The following is a 17,125-nucleotide window of genomic DNA, read 5'->3' as shown; positions in this document are numbered from 1 at the left end:
TTGGAATGCGATTGGCGGGGGCCAAAAATGCAGCATCAGGCAAAGCAACGTGCGATTGCGACAACGGCGCTTGCACGATTCCGGACGTGGCTCGGCCTGGTATTGCTGCTTTGTATCGGCGCGCTTTGGCCGTCGGCGGCGTTAAGCGACCCCCTTACGGCGACCGTCGAAGTCCAAAAAGCTGTGATTGGCATTGGTCAGACATCTGATGTGACGATCAAATTCTCAGAGCCCGTAACCGGCATGAGCCTGGGCAAATTGGCCGTCACAGGTGGCACTGTGTCGAATCTGGACACTTCGAACAACGGCACCTTCACGGTCATGCTGACGCCCGCTGCAGGCACAACCGGCCCGTCCAATGCGGTTTACCTCGACATGGTGGGCATAAATGGCAACTCGCCCGGCAGCGCCGGCGCCGGAACCGTCACCTCCAACAAATTCGCTCTCGATGACCAGCGGCCGACCGCGACGATCGTCATGTCCGACCACAGCCTCGCAGATGGCGAAACATCGCTGGTGACGTTCACCTTTTCGGAGGCGGTGACGGGCTTCGACAACGGCGACGTGAGCGTGCAGAACGGCACCTTGTCGGCGGTGTCCAGTTCCGATGGCGGCATCACCTGGACGGGAACGTTTATCCCCACGGCCGACGAAAGCAAACTATCCAATGTGATCATCCTGAACAACGCCGGCGTGACCGACCTCGTTGGCAATGCTGGAACAGGCACGACCAGTTCGGCCAATTACGAGATCGATACCAGGCGTCCAACTGCGACAGTCGTCGTCACCCACTCAAGGATTGGCATTGGTCAAACAGCTGACGTGACCATCACTTTTTCTGAACCCGTTGTCGACTTTAACAACGCCAACGTGACCATCACCAACGGAACCCTGTGGGCGGTGTCCTCGTCAGGCGGCAACATAACATGGACGGCAAAATTTACGCCCACCAACAACATAACCGCCACGTCCGCGATCACCGTGGACATGACCGGAGTGCACGACGAGGCCGGAAATTCCGGCATCGGAACTGCCCGGGCAGTTTTCGAGATCGACACCATTCGGCCGACTGCAACGGTCGTTGTTACGAAAACGTCGCTCAGCGCCGGTGACACATCGCTGGTGACGATTACCTTCTCGGAGGCTGTAACCGACTTTACGAACGCCGACCTGACGACCGACAACGGCACCTTGTCGGCGGTGTCGTCCGCGGATGGCGGCATAACATGGACTACCACCCTGACGCCGGTATCCGGTATATCGCAAGCAAACAACCTGATCATTTTGGATATGACCGGCGTGTTGGACTTGGCCGGCAACGCAGGCCGCGGGATCGTCAGTTCGAACTATTATGCTGTCGGCGCCCCAACCATAACCCTGCCGGCCTCGCTTCCCGATGGCGCAGCTGGACAAGCCTATTCACAGACGCTGACCGTAACGGGTGGCACAGCTCCCTACACGTTCAGCGTCACCACTGGTTCCCTGCCCACTTGGCTGACCTTGGACGGGTCGACCGGCGCCCTATCGGGCACGCCGACAAGTACAGGCACTTTCGGTTTCACCGTAACGGTGAAAGACGGGCAGCAATTCACCGCGTCGCAAGCCTACTCCGTAACCGTGACGGCATCGACTGTTGTCGTTGATCCGGTCGCTCCCAATGCCGGCGGCACGGTCGGCTCGGCCTACAGCCAGACCTTCACATTCGCCGGCGGCACCGCACCCTACACCGGCTATTCGGCAACCGGATTGCCTTCGGGCTTGTCGATCACGGCCACCACGGCAGACTCCATGACGGTGAGCGGCACGCCAAGCACGGCCGGTAGTTTCTCCATCGCCGTTTCGGCCACCGACAGCACGGCTGGCAGCCCCACTACCGCAATCAAGACATATAGCTTGACCGTGGCCGCGCTGACCCCCGTTGCGGTTTCGCGGCGCATCAGCGTCGATGCCGGCAAGCAGGTCGTCGTCGATCTGACCGAAGGTGCGACCGGCGGTCCGTTCACAGCGGCAGCACTGGTCTCGGCTTCGCCTGTGACCGCTGGCCCGGCCTCGATCTCCGGCACCGAGCTCACTTTCGCCTCCGATGTCACGTTCGAAGGCACGGCAACGGTCGTCTTCACGTTGAGCAATGCCTTTGCCAGTTCCGCCCAGACCTCGATCTATTTCGATGTCAAAGGCCGTCCCGATCCATCCAAGGACAGCGAAGTCACCGGCCTACTGACCGCGCAAGCCGACAGCGCCAGGCGCTTTGCCGACACCCAGACGCAGAACTTCAATTCGCGGCTCGAACAATTGCACGATGAAGGCGACCGCCGCCGCAACTCCATGGCGGTCAGGTTGGGCTATGCCGGCAATGACCGAAAGGACGAGGCCGAGCAGCGGCTTGAGGACCTTCTGGGCAAAAATCCCGCGACCGAAGCCGGCGGCGGATTTGCGATGCACAATTACGCATCCGAAGACAACAAGGGCAGCCAACCCGCGCAGCCAGCGATCGATGTCGACCTCGGCAAGCTCGCCATATGGACGGGCGGTTACGTCAATTTCGGCAAGCGCGACGACGGCAAGCTGAGTCTGGACTACACCACGGTCGGCGTCAGCGGCGGCTTTGACTACCGCTTGTCGAAATCTCTGGTGGCGGGTTTTGGCTTCGGCTATGGCCGCGATGCAACCGACATCGGTTCGAACGGAACTGAAAGCCGCGCGCACGCCTATAGCGGCGCTGTCTATGCAAGCTATTCGCCGCTCAAGGCAACCTTCATCGATGCGCTCATTGGCGGCAGCTGGCTCGATTTCTCCAGCGCGCGATTTGAAACTCCGACCGGCAATTTCGCGGAAGGTGAACGCGACGGCCGCCAGATTTTCGGGTCCGTCACGGCCAGCTATGAAAAGCGCAGCGAAGATTGGCTCGTTTCGCCCTATGGCAGGCTGGATTTCTCAAGATCGTGGCTCGATGGCTTCACTGAAACGGGCAAGGACGCCTACCTCCTGAAATATGGCAGCCAGACCGTCGACACGCTTTCGGGCATTGCCGRGCTTCGGCTCGAATACGCTGTTGCAACCGGCTGGGGCGTTCTGAAACCCGGCGCGCGCGTCGAATATGTCCATGATTTCGAAGGTTCCAGCCAGGTCAGCCTCGGCTATGCCGACATCGATGTCCTGCGCTACGGCTACAGGACCGACAGCAGCGGCAGCGACTATGTCACGCTGGGGGCATCGCTCGATGCGTCGCTGAACAATCACTGGACGGCCAGGTTCGACTACCGCACGGCTGTCGGCGGTGTCGGCCAGAGCCACGCCTTTGGCCTCAAGGTCGGAAAGAACTTCTGAGAAAGACGGTCGCTATTTGGCCGCTTGCTTTGCCCGCTCGGCGAACTCGGCAAAGCCGTGGACGAACTGCTGCAGTTGCTGGCGCACGCCATCGTCGGTGATCGCACCAGTCGCGTCAAAGACGCTATGCGCACGGGCAACAAGCATGCGTCCGCCAAACCACGGATTGGTTCCCAGGGTACGCAGCACCGGAAGCCATGCGTTCTGGCTGAGCGTCGTGCCAAAACCTCCGCCCGAGGCGCCCGCCACCGCGACAGGCTTGCCACCGAACACCCGCTTGATGTCGCTCGCCGGGCGGCTCATCCAGTCGATGGCGTTCTTGAACACGCCGGGGATCGAGTTGTTGTATTCGGGCGTGAACAGCATCAGCCCGTCAGCGCCGGCGACCAGCTCCTTGAGCTCGGCGACCACATCTGGAATACCGTCCGCCGCCTCGACATCGGCGTCATAAAGCGGAATACCGCGGATCGAGGCGGCATGCAGTTCCACCCCTTCGGGCGTCATCGCTACCGCCGCCCGCAGCAAGGCGGCGTTGTAGGAGCCGTGTCTCAAGCTGCCCGATATGCCGATAAGTTTGGTCATGTCCTTCACTCCGAAATAGGCTGCCGGGAGGATCCCGCCTCCCGGCAGATACCGATCAGACAAGCGGCTTCAAGCCTGCTTCGATCGAGGCCCGCCTGGGCTCGAGGAAGGGCGGCAGCGCCAGCCGCTCGCCGAGCGTTTCCAGCGGCTCGTCGGCGGTGAAGCCAGGGCCGTCGGTGGCGATCTCAAACAGGATGCCGTTGGGCTCGCGGAAATAGAGCGAGCGGAAATAATAGCGCTCGACCTCGCCGCTCGACGGCAAGCGCACGCTTGCCAGCCGCTCGGTCCATTCATGCATGGACTCGATATCAGGCGTGCGGAAGGCGACATGGTGCACGGCACCGGCACCTTGCTGGGCCGCAGGCAGCTTCGGCTGCACGGCGACATGCAGTTCAGCCGCAGGACCACCCTCGCCCATGGCAAAGACATGGACATGCCCGTTGCCGTCGGCGGATGCGTGGTCGCGCACCTGGCGCATGTTCATCACCTTGGTCAGCACCAGTTCGGTCGACGCAAGATCGGGAACGCTGAGCGTGATCGGCCCAAGCCCCCTGATCTGGTGCTCGACGGGAACCGGGCTCTTGCTCCACGGATGCGCATCGCCCTTGCCGCCATCGTCGATCAGCCGGAAGCGCTGGCCTTCGGCGTCTTCGAATTCAAGCGCGCGATAGCCACCGATTTCGGCAATCTCGCCATGTGCCACACCCGAGTGCTGGAGATGCTCGCGCCACCATGTCAGGCTCTTTTCACCCGAAACGCGCAAGCCGGTGCGCGCTATGCTGTGGGTGCCGCGCCGTTCGCGGCCAACCGGCCAGTCGAAGAAGGTCAGGTCCGTGCCCGGCGTCGCTTCGCCGTCGGCATAAAACAGATGATACGCACTGGTGTCGTCCTGGTTGACCGTCTTCTTGACCAGCCTGAGCCCGAGCGTCTTGGTATAGAAGGCAAGATTTGCCGGAGCGTCCGCGGTGATGGCGGTCAGATGGTGGATGCCTGTCAATTGCAGTGTCATTTTTGCCTCCTGCATGTTTGATGTGATTTGCAGCAGTCATATCGTGTTGTTGTAGCGCCCTATAAGAGCGCTTTTCGAGACGCAGTGTTCTCGATGTCGGACATTGGCGAGGCATTTGCCCATTTCGAAGCGTCTTCAGCATAAGTCGCATTTCGCAGCCGAAGATATGTTGCGCCACTGCGTGGCGTCGTGCGCACTCGACCATAAGCGCAGGAATATGCGCACTAAGAGCAAGGCAGGTTAGTTGTTGCTGGACCTGCAATCCGCGTGATGCTCTATACCACGCCACGGCACGATCGTTTAAGAACGCTTGCGGCGAGGAATACGCCGAAGGAACGACTTGTGACGCATTCGCGTTTAATAGCCTATCGATGCCAATGGAGCGGCTGCGCTGATGACCGATCGCGAGAATTTGCTCGGCGCGCTGCAAGCTGCGGTCTACACGACCGATGTCGACGGACGCATCACCTATTTCAACGAGGCGGCGGCTGAGCTTTGGGGACACCGCCCCGAAATCGGAAAAGACGAGTGGTGCGGTTCGTGGCGGCTCAGGACCGCCGAAGGCGCCCCCCTCGCACATGGCGATTGCCCGATGGCGATAGCACTCAAGGAAGGTCGCGCGATCCGTGGCGCTGCCGCGATTGCCGAAAGGCCCGACGGCACGCTCGTCCCGTTCCTCGCATATCCTGCACCCTTGCGTGACAGTTCCGGCAAGATCACCGGTGCCATCAACCTGCTGATCGACACGTCGGCGCAAAAGCAAGCAGAAGAGAAAACCCACCTATTGGCATCGATCGTCGAATCCTCCGACGATGCCATCATCAGCAAGGACCTCGGCAGCATCATCCAGAGCTGGAACGCCGGCGCCACCAGGCTGTTTGGCTATTCGGCGGACGAGGTCCTCGGCAAGCACATCAAGCTCCTGATCCCGGCGGACAGGCAAGACGAAGAAGATCTCATCATCTCCAAGGTGAGAAGCGGCGAACGCGTCGAGCATTTCGACACCGTCAGAAGGCGCAAGGACGGTCGGCAAGTGGCGATTTCGCTCACTGTCTCGCCCGTGCGAAACGCCACCGGCAAGGTCATCGGCGCATCGAAAATCGCCAGGGACATCACCCAGCGCAAGGAGAGCGACAACCGTATTCGCATGCTGATGCGCGAGGTCAATCACCGGGTGAAGAACCAGTTCGCCGTGATCCTGTCGATGATCCGCGAGACCGGCAAAAACACCGCAACCGTGAGCGAATTCGAGCGCCAGATCCGCAACCGGATCATGGCGCTGTCGCGCTCCCAGGACTTGCTTGTCGACGGCGACTGGCGCGGTGCGAACCTTGGCGATCTTGTCGACGACCAGATCCGGCCTTTCGCAGCAGAGCATCGCGTCGAGATATCCGGGGAGCCGATCACACTGTCTCCCATCGCGGTCCAAAATCTCGGAATGGCCTTCCACGAGCTTGCCACCAATTCGGCCAAGCACGGAGCCCTCTCGTCCGACACCGGAACCGTCTCGGTCGGCTGGACGGCATCCGATCGCTTTCGCCTGACCTGGCAGGAATGCAACGGGCCAACGGTCGACCAGGCATCCAGAAGCGGATTCGGCAAGATCGTGCTCGAACGCGTCACACCTTTGGCGCTCAACGGTGTCGGCCGTCTCAGCTTTGAGCCGAACGGTGTCACCTGGACGCTCGACGCGCCGATCGAGTTGATCAGGAACGCCGAGCTTTAGCCAATACCTGTCGTGCAGGCTTGTTGAGATGGAGCGGCGCGCGCCCTTTTGGGGGGAACGTGCAGGCGGACGCAAATTTAAGCTCCACACGCACAAAGCGCATCATCAAATTCTTATGGTGGGCCCGGAGGGACTCGAACCCCCAACCAAGCGGTTATGAGCCGCCGGCTCTAACCATTGAGCTACGGGCCCCACGCGGGCTGGATAGTAAGTTTTTGGGCTTGGCACAAGCCATCTTCGCCCATCTATTGCGCGCTGCCGCAATCCACCCATAATCCGCCCCTATTCGACACTCTCGAAGGGCCCCGCTGAATGGAGAATATATTATGAATCGCAAATACATGGCGCTCGCACTTGCAGCAGCACTCGCGCTTCCCGCGGCTGCCGCCCGCGCCGACAATCAGCCCTCGCCGCGCATCATCGTGACCGGCGAAGGCGAAGCGTCGGTCGCGCCTGATCTTGCGCTTTTGTCGCTGTCAGTGATGCGCGAGGCCAAGACGGCGCGCGAGGCGCTCGACGCCAACAACGACGCCATGGCCGCCGTGATCGCCGCAATGAAGTCCGCCGGCATCGCCGAACGCGATCTGCAGACAGCAGGCATCCAGATCCAGCCGCGCTACAACTTCACCAACAAGCCGGACGGATCGCAGGAAGCCGAACTCGTCGCCTACCAGGTCACCAATACGCTTTCGGTGCGCATCCGCGACATCTCCAAGACCGGCGATGTCCTCGACAAGGCGGTGTCGCTCGGCGTCAACCAGGGTGGCGGCATCAGCTTCACCAACGAAAAGCCTCAGCCCATCATCACCGAGGCGCGCAAGCTGGCAGTGGCGGATGCCATCGCCAAGGCCAAGGTGCTGGCCGAGGCGGCCGGTGTCAATCTCGGTAAGGTGATCGAGATCGCCGACCAGTCCTTCGCTTCGCCGCCGATGCCGATGCAGGCCAAGTCGTTCGACCGTGCCGCAGGTTCGGTTCCCGTCGAAGCCGGCGAAAACGCCTACCGCGTCCAGGTCAACGTCACGTTCGAATTGAAAAACTGACCAGCAGACTGGAATTCTGCCGCGCGTTCATGCGCGGCAGAACTTCATGGCGATAGCAAACAATGAAAAACCCCGGAGGCCTGGCCTCCGGGGTTTTGTTTGGACCCGTTCCGATTCAATCGGAACGAAACAGGTGCTAGTAGCGCACAACCGGGCAATTCGGGGCGCGGGCGAAGCTGACAGCAATGCGCTCGCCATACTTGCGGCCGCTCACCGTGATGGTGCGGCGGTTGACGTCGACGATGCGGGCGCGGCGCACACCCATGCGATCGGCCTTGTCGAGCGCGCGGTCGGGCGTGCAGTTGCGGTTCCAGCGGCCATCATCAGGGCGTCCGCCCCAGCGGCCATCATTGCGGTCATCCCAGCGGCCGTTGTTGCGGTTGTCCCACCGGCCATTGTCACGGTTGCCATCCTGGACATAGACGCCGACACGCGGCTGGCCCTGGCCAAGGTTGAGGTAAAGGCCATCTGCCTGGGCCGAAGCGGGAATTGCCGCCAGCGTGCTGAAGCCGATAAGGGCTGAAAGGGCGGCAGTCTTGATCTTGTCGAACATGGTCTTCTCCTTGAACTCCGTGGCGTCAAGCCGTCTTTGCCTGAGCGATGACCGTAGAGTGCACCACCCAAGCTGAACCGATTTCGAACCGTGCATTCATATTCGGTTCATCTGGCAAATATTTGATTTTGCTGGATATTTCTTACAGAGCGTTACACGGCGTGAGTCGCTGTGCGGTCGCGAGATAGCCGACAGAAGGCGACGGCTATATGGCGATCGGATGGGATCTGCGCTTACGGCTCTTCTTCGAGCATGTGGTCGAAATAGTCTTCCGGCTCGGCCAGCTCGTCCTCCGAAGCCGTCAGCCGGCCGCGTACCGAGATGCCGGCGTCATGCACGGTGTCGGGACTGTCGGAGACGAGATGATGCCACCAATAGAGGTCGCGCCCCTCGCCGACGAGCCGGTAGGCGCAGGTGCTGGGCAGCCAGGTGATGGTGCGGACATTTTGCGGCGTAAGCCCAACGCAATCGGGCACGCGCGCGAGGCGATTGGCGTAGTCCGAGCAGCGGCAGGTCGCACCGTCGAACAGGCGGCAGCCGACGCTGGTCCAGTAGATTTCGCCGGTGTCTTCGTCTTCGAGCTTGGACAGGCAGCATTTACCGCAGCCATCGCATAGTGATTCCCACTGCGCGGGGCTCATCGCCTCCAGCGGCGTCGTTTTCCAGAAGGGCTCGTCCATGCTGTGGCATGTGGCGCGCATCGCCGTCCGCGTCAAGCCAATGCGAGCTTCGCATTCATCGCCAGTTCAGTGAAACCACGATATTGCCTTGTTGCAGTCGGGCAAATGCCCCGAAGCGATGCGACTGCCGGGCTGCGGAACCATTCTCAGGTTCCACATGTTTGGTCGGGGACGGGACTTTATTTTATGGAGAATTTCCAACGATGAAACGCCAACCACGGATTCTCGCAGGCACGGCAATCGGCCTGTTCATGGCATCCGCGCCGTTGAGCGCCATGCCGCTGCCGCATGGCGCGGCACATGGTGCAGGACCGGCACTGCCGCTGATCCGCGTGCAGGCCGAGTGCCAGGAAGGCGAATCGGCGGAAGCTTGCACCGCGCGCCAGGGCGGCGCCCAGCAGGAACAGGCGCCCGCGCCCGAACCGCAAGCAGAACCGGCACCCCAGCCAGAACCTCAACCTCAGCCAGAGCCGCAACCTCAGCCGGAGCCTCAGCCTCACCCAGAGCCTGCTCCCGCGCCGCAGCCTGAGCCAGCCCCGCAACCGCGAGCCGAGCAGCCGCAGGCCGAAGAGCCAGCACCGGAACCGCGCCGCAAGCAGAAGCCAGTGGAAGAAGTGGCACCTCAGCAAGAGGCCCCCCAGGCCGAGCCGGCACCGCAGCCCCAGGCGGAAGAGCCAGCACCCAAGCGCAAGAAGCGCGAGCCGGTCGCCGAGCAGCCGCAGGAACAGCCTGCCCCCGCCGCGCAGCCCCAAGAGCAACCCGCCCCTACCCCAGAGGTTGCACCGCAGCCGGAACCGCAGGCAGAACAGCCAGCGCCCAAGCGCAAGCCCAAGGAAAAGGCGCCTGCCGCAGAGGAGACGCAGCCAGCGCCTACGCCCGAAGTCGCTCCGCAGCCGCAAGCTCAACCCGAGCCGAAGCCGCAGGCCGAACAGCCTGCCGAACAGCCGGCGGAAAAGCCAGCTCAGCCCACTCCGGAACAGGTGCCGACGCCGGCCCCTGCTCCTGAAACCACCGCGCCTGCCGGCGAAAAGCCCGCCGAGCACAAGCCGGGGACAGAGCAACCCGCTGCTGGCGAACAACCGGCACAGCAGCCGGCGACTGGCGAGCAACCTGCGCAGCAACCAGCCACGGGTGAGCAACCCGCGACCGGCGAAAAGCCGGCGACTGGCGAGCAACCGGCACAAGGTGAAAAACCCGCCCAGGGCGAGGCTCCGGTCAACCCGAACGAGGCGCCGCTGCTCGACAGCCAGAAGGAAACCCCGCCTCCTGCCGAAGCGGCCAAGCCCCACAAACCGACGGAAGGTGAGCAGGCTGGCCAGCCTGCGCAGCCGCCAGCACCCGGCCAGGCTGGGGGGCAAACCGCTCAGCCGCAGCCGCTACCGGTCGATCCGGGGCCTCCGCCGGTCGACGACAAGGCGGCAACCGTGCAGGCCCAGCCCGTGACCGTCCAGCCGGTGACCGCCGAACGAGGCACACGCATCGAGCGCATGCCCGAGGTCGACCTGCGCCGCAGGCCGCGTCCTGAAGGCACCGAGGTGGTGCGCGAGATCGGCGACCGCGTCATCATCCAGATCAACAACCAGTTCATCGTCGAGAGCAACGACAGGCCGCGTATGACGCGCGACGCCCAGGACGTCTACTACGAGGATCTGCCGCGCGGTCGCACCCGCGAGGTGATCCTCCGTGACAATGGCAACCAGATCATCACCATTCGCAACCGCTATGGCGACATCGTCCAGCGTTCGCGCATCACGCCGGACGGGCGCGAATATGTGCTGAGCTATGTCGACGACCAGTATTACGAACAGATGGACGAGTGGCGTGATCCGGGCCTCGACCTGCCGCCGATGCAGCTGCATATCCCGCGCAACGAGTACATTCTCGACGCACAGTATGTCGAAGACCCCAACGCCTATTACGACTTCCTCGAGCGTCCGCCGGTCGAGCGCGTCAAGCGCCTCTACTCGATCGACGAGGTCAAGCGTTCGGCCCGCGTCCGCGACATCGCGCGTCGTGTCGACCTCGACACGCTCAACTTCGAGTTCGGCTCGGCCTCGATCAGCGAAGCCGAGGTCGCCAAGCTCGAAGGTGTCGCCAATGCCATGGAAAAGCTCCTCAACAAGAACCCGGCCGAGACCTTCCTCATCGAGGGTCACACCGATGCCGTCGGCTCCGACGTTGCCAATCTGGCGCTGTCTGACCGTCGCGCCGAGTCGGTTGCCGATGCGTTGACCAATGTCTTCGGCATTCCGCCGGAGAACCTGTCGACGCAAGGCTATGGCGAACGCTACCTCAAGGTGAAGACCGACAAGCGCGAACGCGAAAACCGCCGCGTCGCCATCCGTCGCATCACCCCTTTGGTGGCGCCGATCGCCAGCGCCAAATAGCGACTGGAAGCGATGAAACAGACCCGGCCCGCGCCATCAGCGGGTCGGGTTTTTCCATCGTCCTTCAGGCGCAAACGCGCCCCAACTGGGCTCGGGATCGCCGGTAACAATCACGCGATCACCCCGCTTTGGCCATTGAATCGCTGGATTTTGATGCCACTTTGTCGGTGACGTGGTTCCCTGCCCCGTCCCATCTCCGGCATTTGAGGAGATACAGGCCCGGCCGAATCCCCCCTCCAGCGGCCGGGCCTTGTTTTATCCAAAAACCTGTTGCATTCGTGCGGCTATAGCCTCAATTCCCAATCGCAAAAATTTCGGACGTCCCATGAAGCGCCTCGAACACGCTGTTGAATCCATCATCCTTGCCTCGCGCTGGTTGCTCGTGGTGTTTTACCTCGGCCTCGCCGTGGCGCTCGGCATCTACGCGCTGTCCTTCGTCAAGAAGCTCTATGAGTTCGTCATGAAGGTGATGGTGCTCGACGACACCGACACCATCCTCAAGGTGCTGGGGTTGATCGACGCCGCCCTTGTCGCCTCGCTGGTCGTGATGGTCATCATCTCCGGCTACGAAAATTTCGTCAGCCGCTTCGACAACCATGATGGCGAGGTCCACTGGCTCGGCACCATCGACATCAGCTCGCTCAAGATCAAGGTCGCTTCGACCATCGTTGCGATCTCGTCTATCCACCTGCTGCAGGTCTTCCTCAACCACCAGCAATATACCTCCAACCAGCTGATGTGGTTGACCCTGATCCACCTGACCTTCGTGCTTTCGGCGCTGCTGCTCGCTTACATCGACCGCCTCACAGGCCTGACCAAGAACGACAAGAAGTCTGTGAGCGAAGACGGCCCGAGCATCTGAGATCAGCCGCGGCTCGAAAAATCGGAACCGGTTTTCGAGCCGCGATCTCCCCCCGTATCCTCAAGGTTTTCGGGTGGCTTCCACCGAAGCTTGTCGTGCATTATGGTCGCCTCTTCTTGAGGGAGGACGCCCGTGTCGATCGAATTCCTGCTGACCACGCTTGTCATCGTTGCTTCGCCGGGAACCGGCGTCGTCTATACGCTCGCCGCAGGACTATCGCGTGGAGGACGGGCGAGCGTGCTTGCCGCCTTCGCCTGCACGCTTGGCATCGTTCCCCACCTGATCGCGGCACTGACCGGCCTTGCTGCACTGCTGCACACCAGCGCCTTGGCCTTTGAGATCGTCAAATATGCCGGCGTCGCCTATCTGCTCTACATGGCCTGGCAGAGCCTGCGCGAACACGGCGCGCTCAAGGTCGACGACAAGGCCGATCCGCGCACCGCACGCCAGGTGCTTGTCGACGGCGTGCTGATCAACGTGCTCAACCCCAAGCTGTCGATCTTCTTCGTTGCCTTCCTGCCGCAGTTCATCGCGCCCAACGAACCGCATGTGCTGACCCGCATGCTCGAACTCTCCGGCGTATTCATGCTGGCGACCTTCATCATCTTCGCCATCTATGGCCTGTGCGCCGCAGCCGTGCGCGACAAGGTGACGGGCAGCCCGCGTGTCATGACCTGGATGCGCCGCAGCTTTGCCGCGGCCTTCGTCATGCTCGGCGCCAAGCTTGCGCTGACCGAGCGCTAGCTTTCCCAAATACATCAGTGATCGCTCATCCTTGCCGGAAGGCCGGCAGGAGAGGATACTCCCTTGGTGGATGCATTTGAGGGCGATGACCCGGATGCCCGCCCCCGGCGAATGAGCCGTGCTCCGTGGCGCCGGAGGGAGGTGTGCCGTGACGACATACATCATGCTGATGAAATGGACCGACCAGGGCGTGCGCGAGGTGCGGTCGTCGCCCAAGCGGCTCGATGCGGCCAAGAAGCTACTCGGCGACATGGGCGGCTCGTTCAAGCAGTTCTACCTGACCATGGGCGAATTCGACATGGTGGCGGTAGCCGAAGCGCCTGATGACGCCGTTGCGGCGCGCTTTGCGCTGATCCTCGGCCAAGGCGGCAATGTACGCACGCGCACGCTGAAGGCCTTCCCGGAACTCGCCTACCGCGAAATCATCGCCTCGCTCGGATAAAGCGAGTTGCGAAGAAGTCAGGTGCACGCATCTCGCGTGCACTCAGGCTGCGTCGAATTCAAAACGCCTCGACTGCAACAAGGCAAGCGTCTAAGCTTCGGAAAAACAACGGGAAGAACCAGATGTCGTTTCTGAAGAGGCTTTTTGGCGGTGGCGGCGGTACTGCTGAGACGGCAGCGCCTACGGTTGCCAAGGAGATCGAATACAAGGGCTTTGCCATCAAGGCGATGCCCTACAAGGAAGGCGGCCAGTTCCAGACCTGCGGCGTGGTTTCCAAGGATGTCGGCGGTGTCGTCAAGGAACACAAATTCATCCGCGCCGACCGTTTCGCGGCACTCGACGACGCCGTCGAAGTGTCGCTGACCAAGGGCCGCCAGCTCGTCGATGAGCAGGGCGAGCGCATGTTCGGCTAAGGCGGATTGTTTCCGGATTAGTCGTCACACTGCCATTCCATCATGCCGATCAAGCGCTCTGCGACCTGACGTAGCCGATGTAGCCGCGCACGTCGTTGGCGGGTTCGGTGTAAGCGTCGCCCAGAGATTTCTCCATTGCCGCGACATAGGCCTTTGCCCAGCTTGGCAACGGATAGTCGATGACGGCGAGGAATTCCAAGGTCGCGGCAAGCCTGATGTCGGCGATGGACGGCCTGTCGCCGCCGATGAAGGGCTGGTCCCTGATATAGAAGGAGCGGAACACGTCGAGCGGCTCGGCGAGGGCTTCGACAGCCGCCTGGCGCGCCTTTTCCTTGGTCGGGGCATCGGCGTCGCTATGGCCGACTTCACCAGGATATTGCGGAAAGTTGAGTGCCGGGTAGGTGGCGCGCGCCAGATAGGGATAGAAGGTGCCGATGAGGTAGAACATGGCGCTGTCGATCATCGCACGCCGCTCGGGATCCCTGGGATAAAGGTTTTCCAGCCCATGCTTGTTAGAGAGATATTGCATGATGGCGCAGCTCTCCCACAACACGCCGTTGGGCAATTCGGAGGTTTCGATCATCGGCGTGAGATGGGCCGGGCATGCCGCGAGATATTCGGGCGTCCGGGTCTGGCCGAAGACGTCCTTTTCGGTGAAGCCGAGACCCGAGGCGCGCAGGAACACCCGCGCGCTCATGTTGTTGACGCTTGGCTTGATGACGTTGAGCTTGATGTCGGCCATATCAGCTTCTCCCGGCTTCAGTTGTTGCGATAAGGATCCTTGGGCTCCCGCCCGGCCGACAAGGTCAACCGGCTGCGCTCGGTGAGCGCCTCGATGGCGTCCGCCAGATGGATTTCGGCGATGTTGTAATCGCCGCGGGCGACCCTGACCTTGTGGGCCTCCATCAGCACGTCGGCATGGGTGTGGCCCGCCGGAGGGTCGAACCGGTAGGAGGCGAGCTCGATCAGAAGACCGAGCGGGTCTTCGAAATAGATCGAATCCATGAAGCCGCGATCCTTGACGCCGCTGTGCTTGATGGCGCGCTCGTCGAAGCGCGCGACGGCTTGCAGGAATGTCACCCGCGAGACCGCGAAGGCGATGTGATGCACGCAGCCAATGTCGGTCGGCGTCCGCTTCGGATCGGGTTTGCGGTTCTCGTCGGTGAAGATGGTGATGAGGCGGCCGTCGCCGGGATCGAAATAGAGGTGGCTTTCGCTCGCCTTGTCGAGATTGGGCTGCTCGAAGATGAAAGGCATGCCCAGCAGGCCTTCCCAGAAATCGATCGAGGTGTTCCGGTCAGCGCCGACAAGGGTGATGTGATGTACGCCTTGGGCCTGGAGCTTTCGCATTGCCATCCTCCGTTGGCATCAGTGCAGCACGAATGTCGTTACAGGGATCGAGGACATGGCGCTGGCCCGGCGTTGGCGTCGGTCTGCAGCAGGTGCAAACATCAGGCGAAGGCGCGCCGGCCGCCAGTCGCCGGCGAGATTCCGGCGACCAATGGCGACGCCGCTGGGCCTGGCAAGTGAAGCCGCACCTTGATTGGCGCCGTGCATTCGTCATCCTTGGCCGTGCCTGTCGTTGCCGGACGTTCATCGTCCGCGACGCGGCGGCATCGCACCTCGCAAATACTAGTTCAATTTCGAAACGCATGCCAGAAAACAGCCGAGCCTCGGCTGCAGGCGCAGCATTGGCGCCAATTCGGACAATCGGGTGTCTCGGCGTTCGAGCTTAGCTGCGGAGACCGGGGGCTTCCTGGCCGGTGCGCTCGACATATTCCGTATAGCCGCCGCCATAGGTGTGGATGCCGTCGGGCGTCAGTTCCAGCACGCGATTGGAAAGAGCCGCCAGGAAGTGGCGGTCGTGCGAAACAAACAGCATCGTGCCCTCATACTGCGACAGCGCCGTGATGAGCATCTCCTTGGTGGTGATGTCCAAATGGTTGGTTGGCTCGTCGAGCACCAGAAGGTTCGGCGGATCAAACAGCATGATCGCCATCACGAGCCGCGCCTTTTCGCCTCCCGACAGCACCCGGCATTTCTTTTCGACATCATCGCCGGAAAAGCCGAAGCAGCCGGCGAGCGCGCGCAGCGGCGCCTGGCCCGCCTGCGGGAACGTGTCTTCAAGCTGCTGGAACACTGTGCGGTCGCCATCGAGCAGGTCCATGGCATGCTGGGCGAAATAGCCCATCTTGACGCTCGGACCACGCGCGACCGTGCCGTCGTCGGGCTTGGAAGCGCCGGCCACCAGTTTCAGCAGCGTCGACTTGCCCGCGCCGTTGATGCCCATGATGCACCAGCGCTCCTTGCGGCGGACCTGGAAATCAAGGCCTTCATAGATGGTCTTGCTGCCATAGCTTTTGTGCACGTTCTTGAGCGTGACCACGTCCTCGCCCGAACGCGGTGCCGGCTGGAACTCGAATGACACCGTCTGGCGGCGCTTGGGCGGCTCGACCTTGTCGATCTTGTCGAGCTTCTTGACCCGGCTCTGCACCTGGGCTGCGTGCGAAGCGCGCGCCTTGAAACGYTCGATGAAGKCGATTTCCTTGGMSAGCATGGCCTGCTGGCGCTCGAACTGCGCCTGCTGCTGCTTGTCGGCCAGCAGGCGCTGCTGCTGGTAGAACTCGTAGTCGCCAGAATAGGCGGTCAGCGAACCACCGTCGATTTCCACGACCTTGTTGACGATACGGTTCATGAACTCGCGATCGTGCGAGGTCATCAAAAGCGCGCCGTCATAACCCTTGAGGAAGGCTTCGAGCCAGATCAGGCTTTCGAGATCAAGGTGGTTGCTCGGCTCGTCGAGCAAAAGAGCGTCGGGGCGCATGAGCAGGATCTTGGCGAGCGCGACGCGCATCTTCCAGCCGCCGGACAGAGCGCCGACATCGCCGTCCATCATCTCCTGCGAGAAGCCAAGGCCATCGAGCACTTCGCGCGCCCGGCCGTCGAGCGAGTAGCCGTCGAGTTCCTCGAAGCGCCCTTGCACCTCGCCATAACGCTCGATGACCTGGTCCATCTCGTCGGCGCGATCGGGGTCGACCATCGCGGCTTCCAATTCGCGCATCTCGGCGATCATCGAACCGATCGGGCCAGCGCCGTCCATGACTTCCGCCACAGGGCTGCGGCCAGCCATGTCACCGACATCCTGGCTGAAATAGCCAATGGTGACGCCGCGATCGACCGAGACCTGACCCTCGTCGGGCTGCTCCTGGCCAGTGATCATGCGGAAGAGCGTGGTCTTGCCGGCACCGTTTGGGCCGACGAGGCCGACCTTCTCGCCCCTCTGGAGCGCTGCGGAGGCCTCGATAAACACGATCTGCTTACCGTTCTGCTTGCCGATGTTTTCGAGACGAATCATGTTTT

The 17,125-nt window shown here is 61.9% G+C and carries 15 protein-coding genes and 1 tRNA gene; 8 read left to right on the top strand and 8 right to left on the bottom strand.

Annotation, left to right across the window (positions count from 1 at the left end; genetic code table 11):
- Positions 1–27 precede the first annotated feature (27 nt).
- Complete coding sequence (locus AC1DWF_RS10025) at positions 28–3,327, top strand: Ig-like domain-containing protein (RefSeq protein ID WP_476841644.1); 3,300 nt, start codon at positions 28–30, stop codon at positions 3,325–3,327.
- Between the two features lie 12 nt (positions 3,328–3,339).
- Here AC1DWF_RS10025 and AC1DWF_RS10020 read toward each other — a convergent pair whose 3' ends face one another.
- Both AC1DWF_RS10020 and AC1DWF_RS10015 read right to left on the bottom strand, forming a co-directional pair.
- Positions 3,340–3,909 carry an NADPH-dependent FMN reductase gene (locus AC1DWF_RS10020; protein ID WP_476787982.1) on the bottom strand — a complete coding sequence of 190 codons (570 nt, stop codon included), beginning with the start codon at positions 3,907–3,909 and terminating at the stop codon, positions 3,340–3,342.
- 55 nt (positions 3,910–3,964) lie between these two features.
- A complete protein-coding gene (locus AC1DWF_RS10015) occupies positions 3,965–4,918 on the bottom strand; it encodes a ring-cleaving dioxygenase (protein ID WP_476782196.1) in 954 nt (317 codons plus the stop codon).
- A 394-nt stretch (positions 4,919–5,312) separates the two neighbouring features.
- Here AC1DWF_RS10015 and AC1DWF_RS10010 point away from each other — a divergent pair, with 394 nt between their 5' ends.
- On the top strand, positions 5,313–6,644 hold the full coding sequence (locus AC1DWF_RS10010; protein WP_476782197.1) for a sensor histidine kinase: 1,332 nt from the start codon (positions 5,313–5,315) through the stop codon (positions 6,642–6,644).
- A 116-nt stretch (positions 6,645–6,760) separates the two neighbouring features.
- Here the strand turns inward: AC1DWF_RS10010 and AC1DWF_RS10005 are convergent.
- A tRNA-Ile gene (locus tag AC1DWF_RS10005) sits at positions 6,761–6,836 on the bottom strand.
- Between the two features lie 134 nt (positions 6,837–6,970).
- Here AC1DWF_RS10005 and AC1DWF_RS10000 point away from each other — a divergent pair.
- Positions 6,971–7,684, top strand: a complete 714-nt coding sequence (locus AC1DWF_RS10000) for an SIMPL domain-containing protein (RefSeq protein ID WP_476782198.1) — start codon at positions 6,971–6,973, stop codon at positions 7,682–7,684.
- A 136-nt stretch (positions 7,685–7,820) separates the two neighbouring features.
- Here the strand turns inward: AC1DWF_RS10000 and AC1DWF_RS09995 are convergent, their stop codons facing one another.
- Together AC1DWF_RS09995 and AC1DWF_RS09990 are read right to left on the bottom strand one after the other, a co-directional pair.
- Positions 7,821–8,237, bottom strand: a complete 417-nt coding sequence (locus AC1DWF_RS09995; protein WP_476782199.1) for a hypothetical protein — start codon at positions 8,235–8,237, stop codon at positions 7,821–7,823.
- Between the two features lie 233 nt (positions 8,238–8,470).
- Entirely contained in the window at positions 8,471–8,917 is a 447-nt protein-coding gene (locus AC1DWF_RS09990) for a YcgN family cysteine cluster protein (RefSeq protein ID WP_476782211.1), read from the bottom strand.
- A 203-nt stretch (positions 8,918–9,120) separates the two neighbouring features.
- Here AC1DWF_RS09990 and AC1DWF_RS09985 point away from each other — a divergent pair, with 203 nt between their 5' ends.
- From AC1DWF_RS09985 to AC1DWF_RS09965, 5 genes are all read left to right on the top strand, one after another.
- A complete protein-coding gene (locus AC1DWF_RS09985; protein WP_476782200.1) occupies positions 9,121–11,304 on the top strand; it encodes an OmpA family protein in 2,184 nt (727 codons plus the stop codon).
- A gap of 325 nt (positions 11,305–11,629) precedes the next feature.
- Positions 11,630–12,166 (top strand): TIGR00645 family protein, encoded by a 537-nt coding sequence (locus AC1DWF_RS09980; RefSeq protein ID WP_476782201.1) that lies wholly within the window; start codon positions 11,630–11,632, stop codon positions 12,164–12,166.
- 132 nt (positions 12,167–12,298) lie between these two features.
- Positions 12,299–12,910, top strand: coding sequence for a LysE family translocator (locus AC1DWF_RS09975; protein ID WP_476782202.1), 612 nt, complete (start codon positions 12,299–12,301; stop codon positions 12,908–12,910).
- 148 nt (positions 12,911–13,058) lie between these two features.
- Positions 13,059–13,352, top strand: a complete 294-nt coding sequence (locus AC1DWF_RS09970) for a GYD domain-containing protein (protein ID WP_476782203.1) — start codon at positions 13,059–13,061, stop codon at positions 13,350–13,352.
- 122 nt (positions 13,353–13,474) lie between these two features.
- Positions 13,475–13,765, top strand: a complete 291-nt coding sequence (locus tag AC1DWF_RS09965) for an HlyU family transcriptional regulator (protein WP_476789039.1) — start codon at positions 13,475–13,477, stop codon at positions 13,763–13,765.
- Positions 13,766–13,814: 49 nt separating this feature from the next.
- On the opposite strand, the gene AC1DWF_RS09960 is transcribed toward AC1DWF_RS09965, so the two are convergent.
- From AC1DWF_RS09960 to AC1DWF_RS09950, 3 genes are all read right to left on the bottom strand, one after another.
- Positions 13,815–14,507, bottom strand: coding sequence for a glutathione S-transferase family protein (locus AC1DWF_RS09960; protein WP_476782205.1), 693 nt, complete (start codon positions 14,505–14,507; stop codon positions 13,815–13,817).
- Positions 14,508–14,524: 17 nt separating this feature from the next.
- On the bottom strand, positions 14,525–15,115 hold the full coding sequence (locus AC1DWF_RS09955; protein WP_476782206.1) for a VOC family protein: 591 nt from the start codon (positions 15,113–15,115) through the stop codon (positions 14,525–14,527).
- A gap of 382 nt (positions 15,116–15,497) precedes the next feature.
- Positions 15,498–17,120, bottom strand: a complete 1,623-nt coding sequence (locus AC1DWF_RS09950) for an ABC-F family ATP-binding cassette domain-containing protein (protein ID WP_476841643.1) — start codon at positions 17,118–17,120, stop codon at positions 15,498–15,500.
- Between the last annotated feature and the right edge of the window lie 5 nt (positions 17,121–17,125).

The sequence above is a fragment of the Aminobacter sp. P4_D5 genome, assembly GCF_056401815.1.
The sequence above is the reverse complement of the archived record's forward strand: the minus strand, read 5'-3'. Positions and strand labels throughout refer to the sequence as shown.

Excerpts from the sequence above, each read along its gene's own strand:
- AC1DWF_RS10020 (WP_476787982.1), bottom strand. The coding sequence starts at position 3,909 with ATGACCAAACTTATCGGCATATCGGGCAGCTTGAGACACGGCTCCTAC.
- AC1DWF_RS10015 (WP_476782196.1), bottom strand. The coding sequence starts at position 4,918 with ATGACACTGCAATTGACAGGCATCCACCATCTGACCGCCATCACCGCG.
- AC1DWF_RS10010 (WP_476782197.1), top strand. The coding sequence starts at position 5,313 with ATGACCGATCGCGAGAATTTGCTCGGCGCGCTGCAAGCTGCGGTCTAC.
- AC1DWF_RS10000 (WP_476782198.1), top strand. The coding sequence starts at position 6,971 with ATGAATCGCAAATACATGGCGCTCGCACTTGCAGCAGCACTCGCGCTT.
- AC1DWF_RS09995 (WP_476782199.1), bottom strand. The coding sequence starts at position 8,237 with ATGTTCGACAAGATCAAGACTGCCGCCCTTTCAGCCCTTATCGGCTTC.
- AC1DWF_RS09990 (WP_476782211.1), bottom strand. The coding sequence starts at position 8,917 with ATGGACGAGCCCTTCTGGAAAACGACGCCGCTGGAGGCGATGAGCCCC.
- AC1DWF_RS09985 (WP_476782200.1), top strand. The coding sequence starts at position 9,121 with ATGAAACGCCAACCACGGATTCTCGCAGGCACGGCAATCGGCCTGTTC.
- AC1DWF_RS09980 (WP_476782201.1), top strand. The coding sequence starts at position 11,630 with ATGAAGCGCCTCGAACACGCTGTTGAATCCATCATCCTTGCCTCGCGC.
- AC1DWF_RS09965 (WP_476789039.1), top strand. The coding sequence starts at position 13,475 with ATGTCGTTTCTGAAGAGGCTTTTTGGCGGTGGCGGCGGTACTGCTGAG.
- AC1DWF_RS09960 (WP_476782205.1), bottom strand. The coding sequence starts at position 14,507 with ATGGCCGACATCAAGCTCAACGTCATCAAGCCAAGCGTCAACAACATG.
- AC1DWF_RS09955 (WP_476782206.1), bottom strand. The coding sequence starts at position 15,115 with ATGCGAAAGCTCCAGGCCCAAGGCGTACATCACATCACCCTTGTCGGC.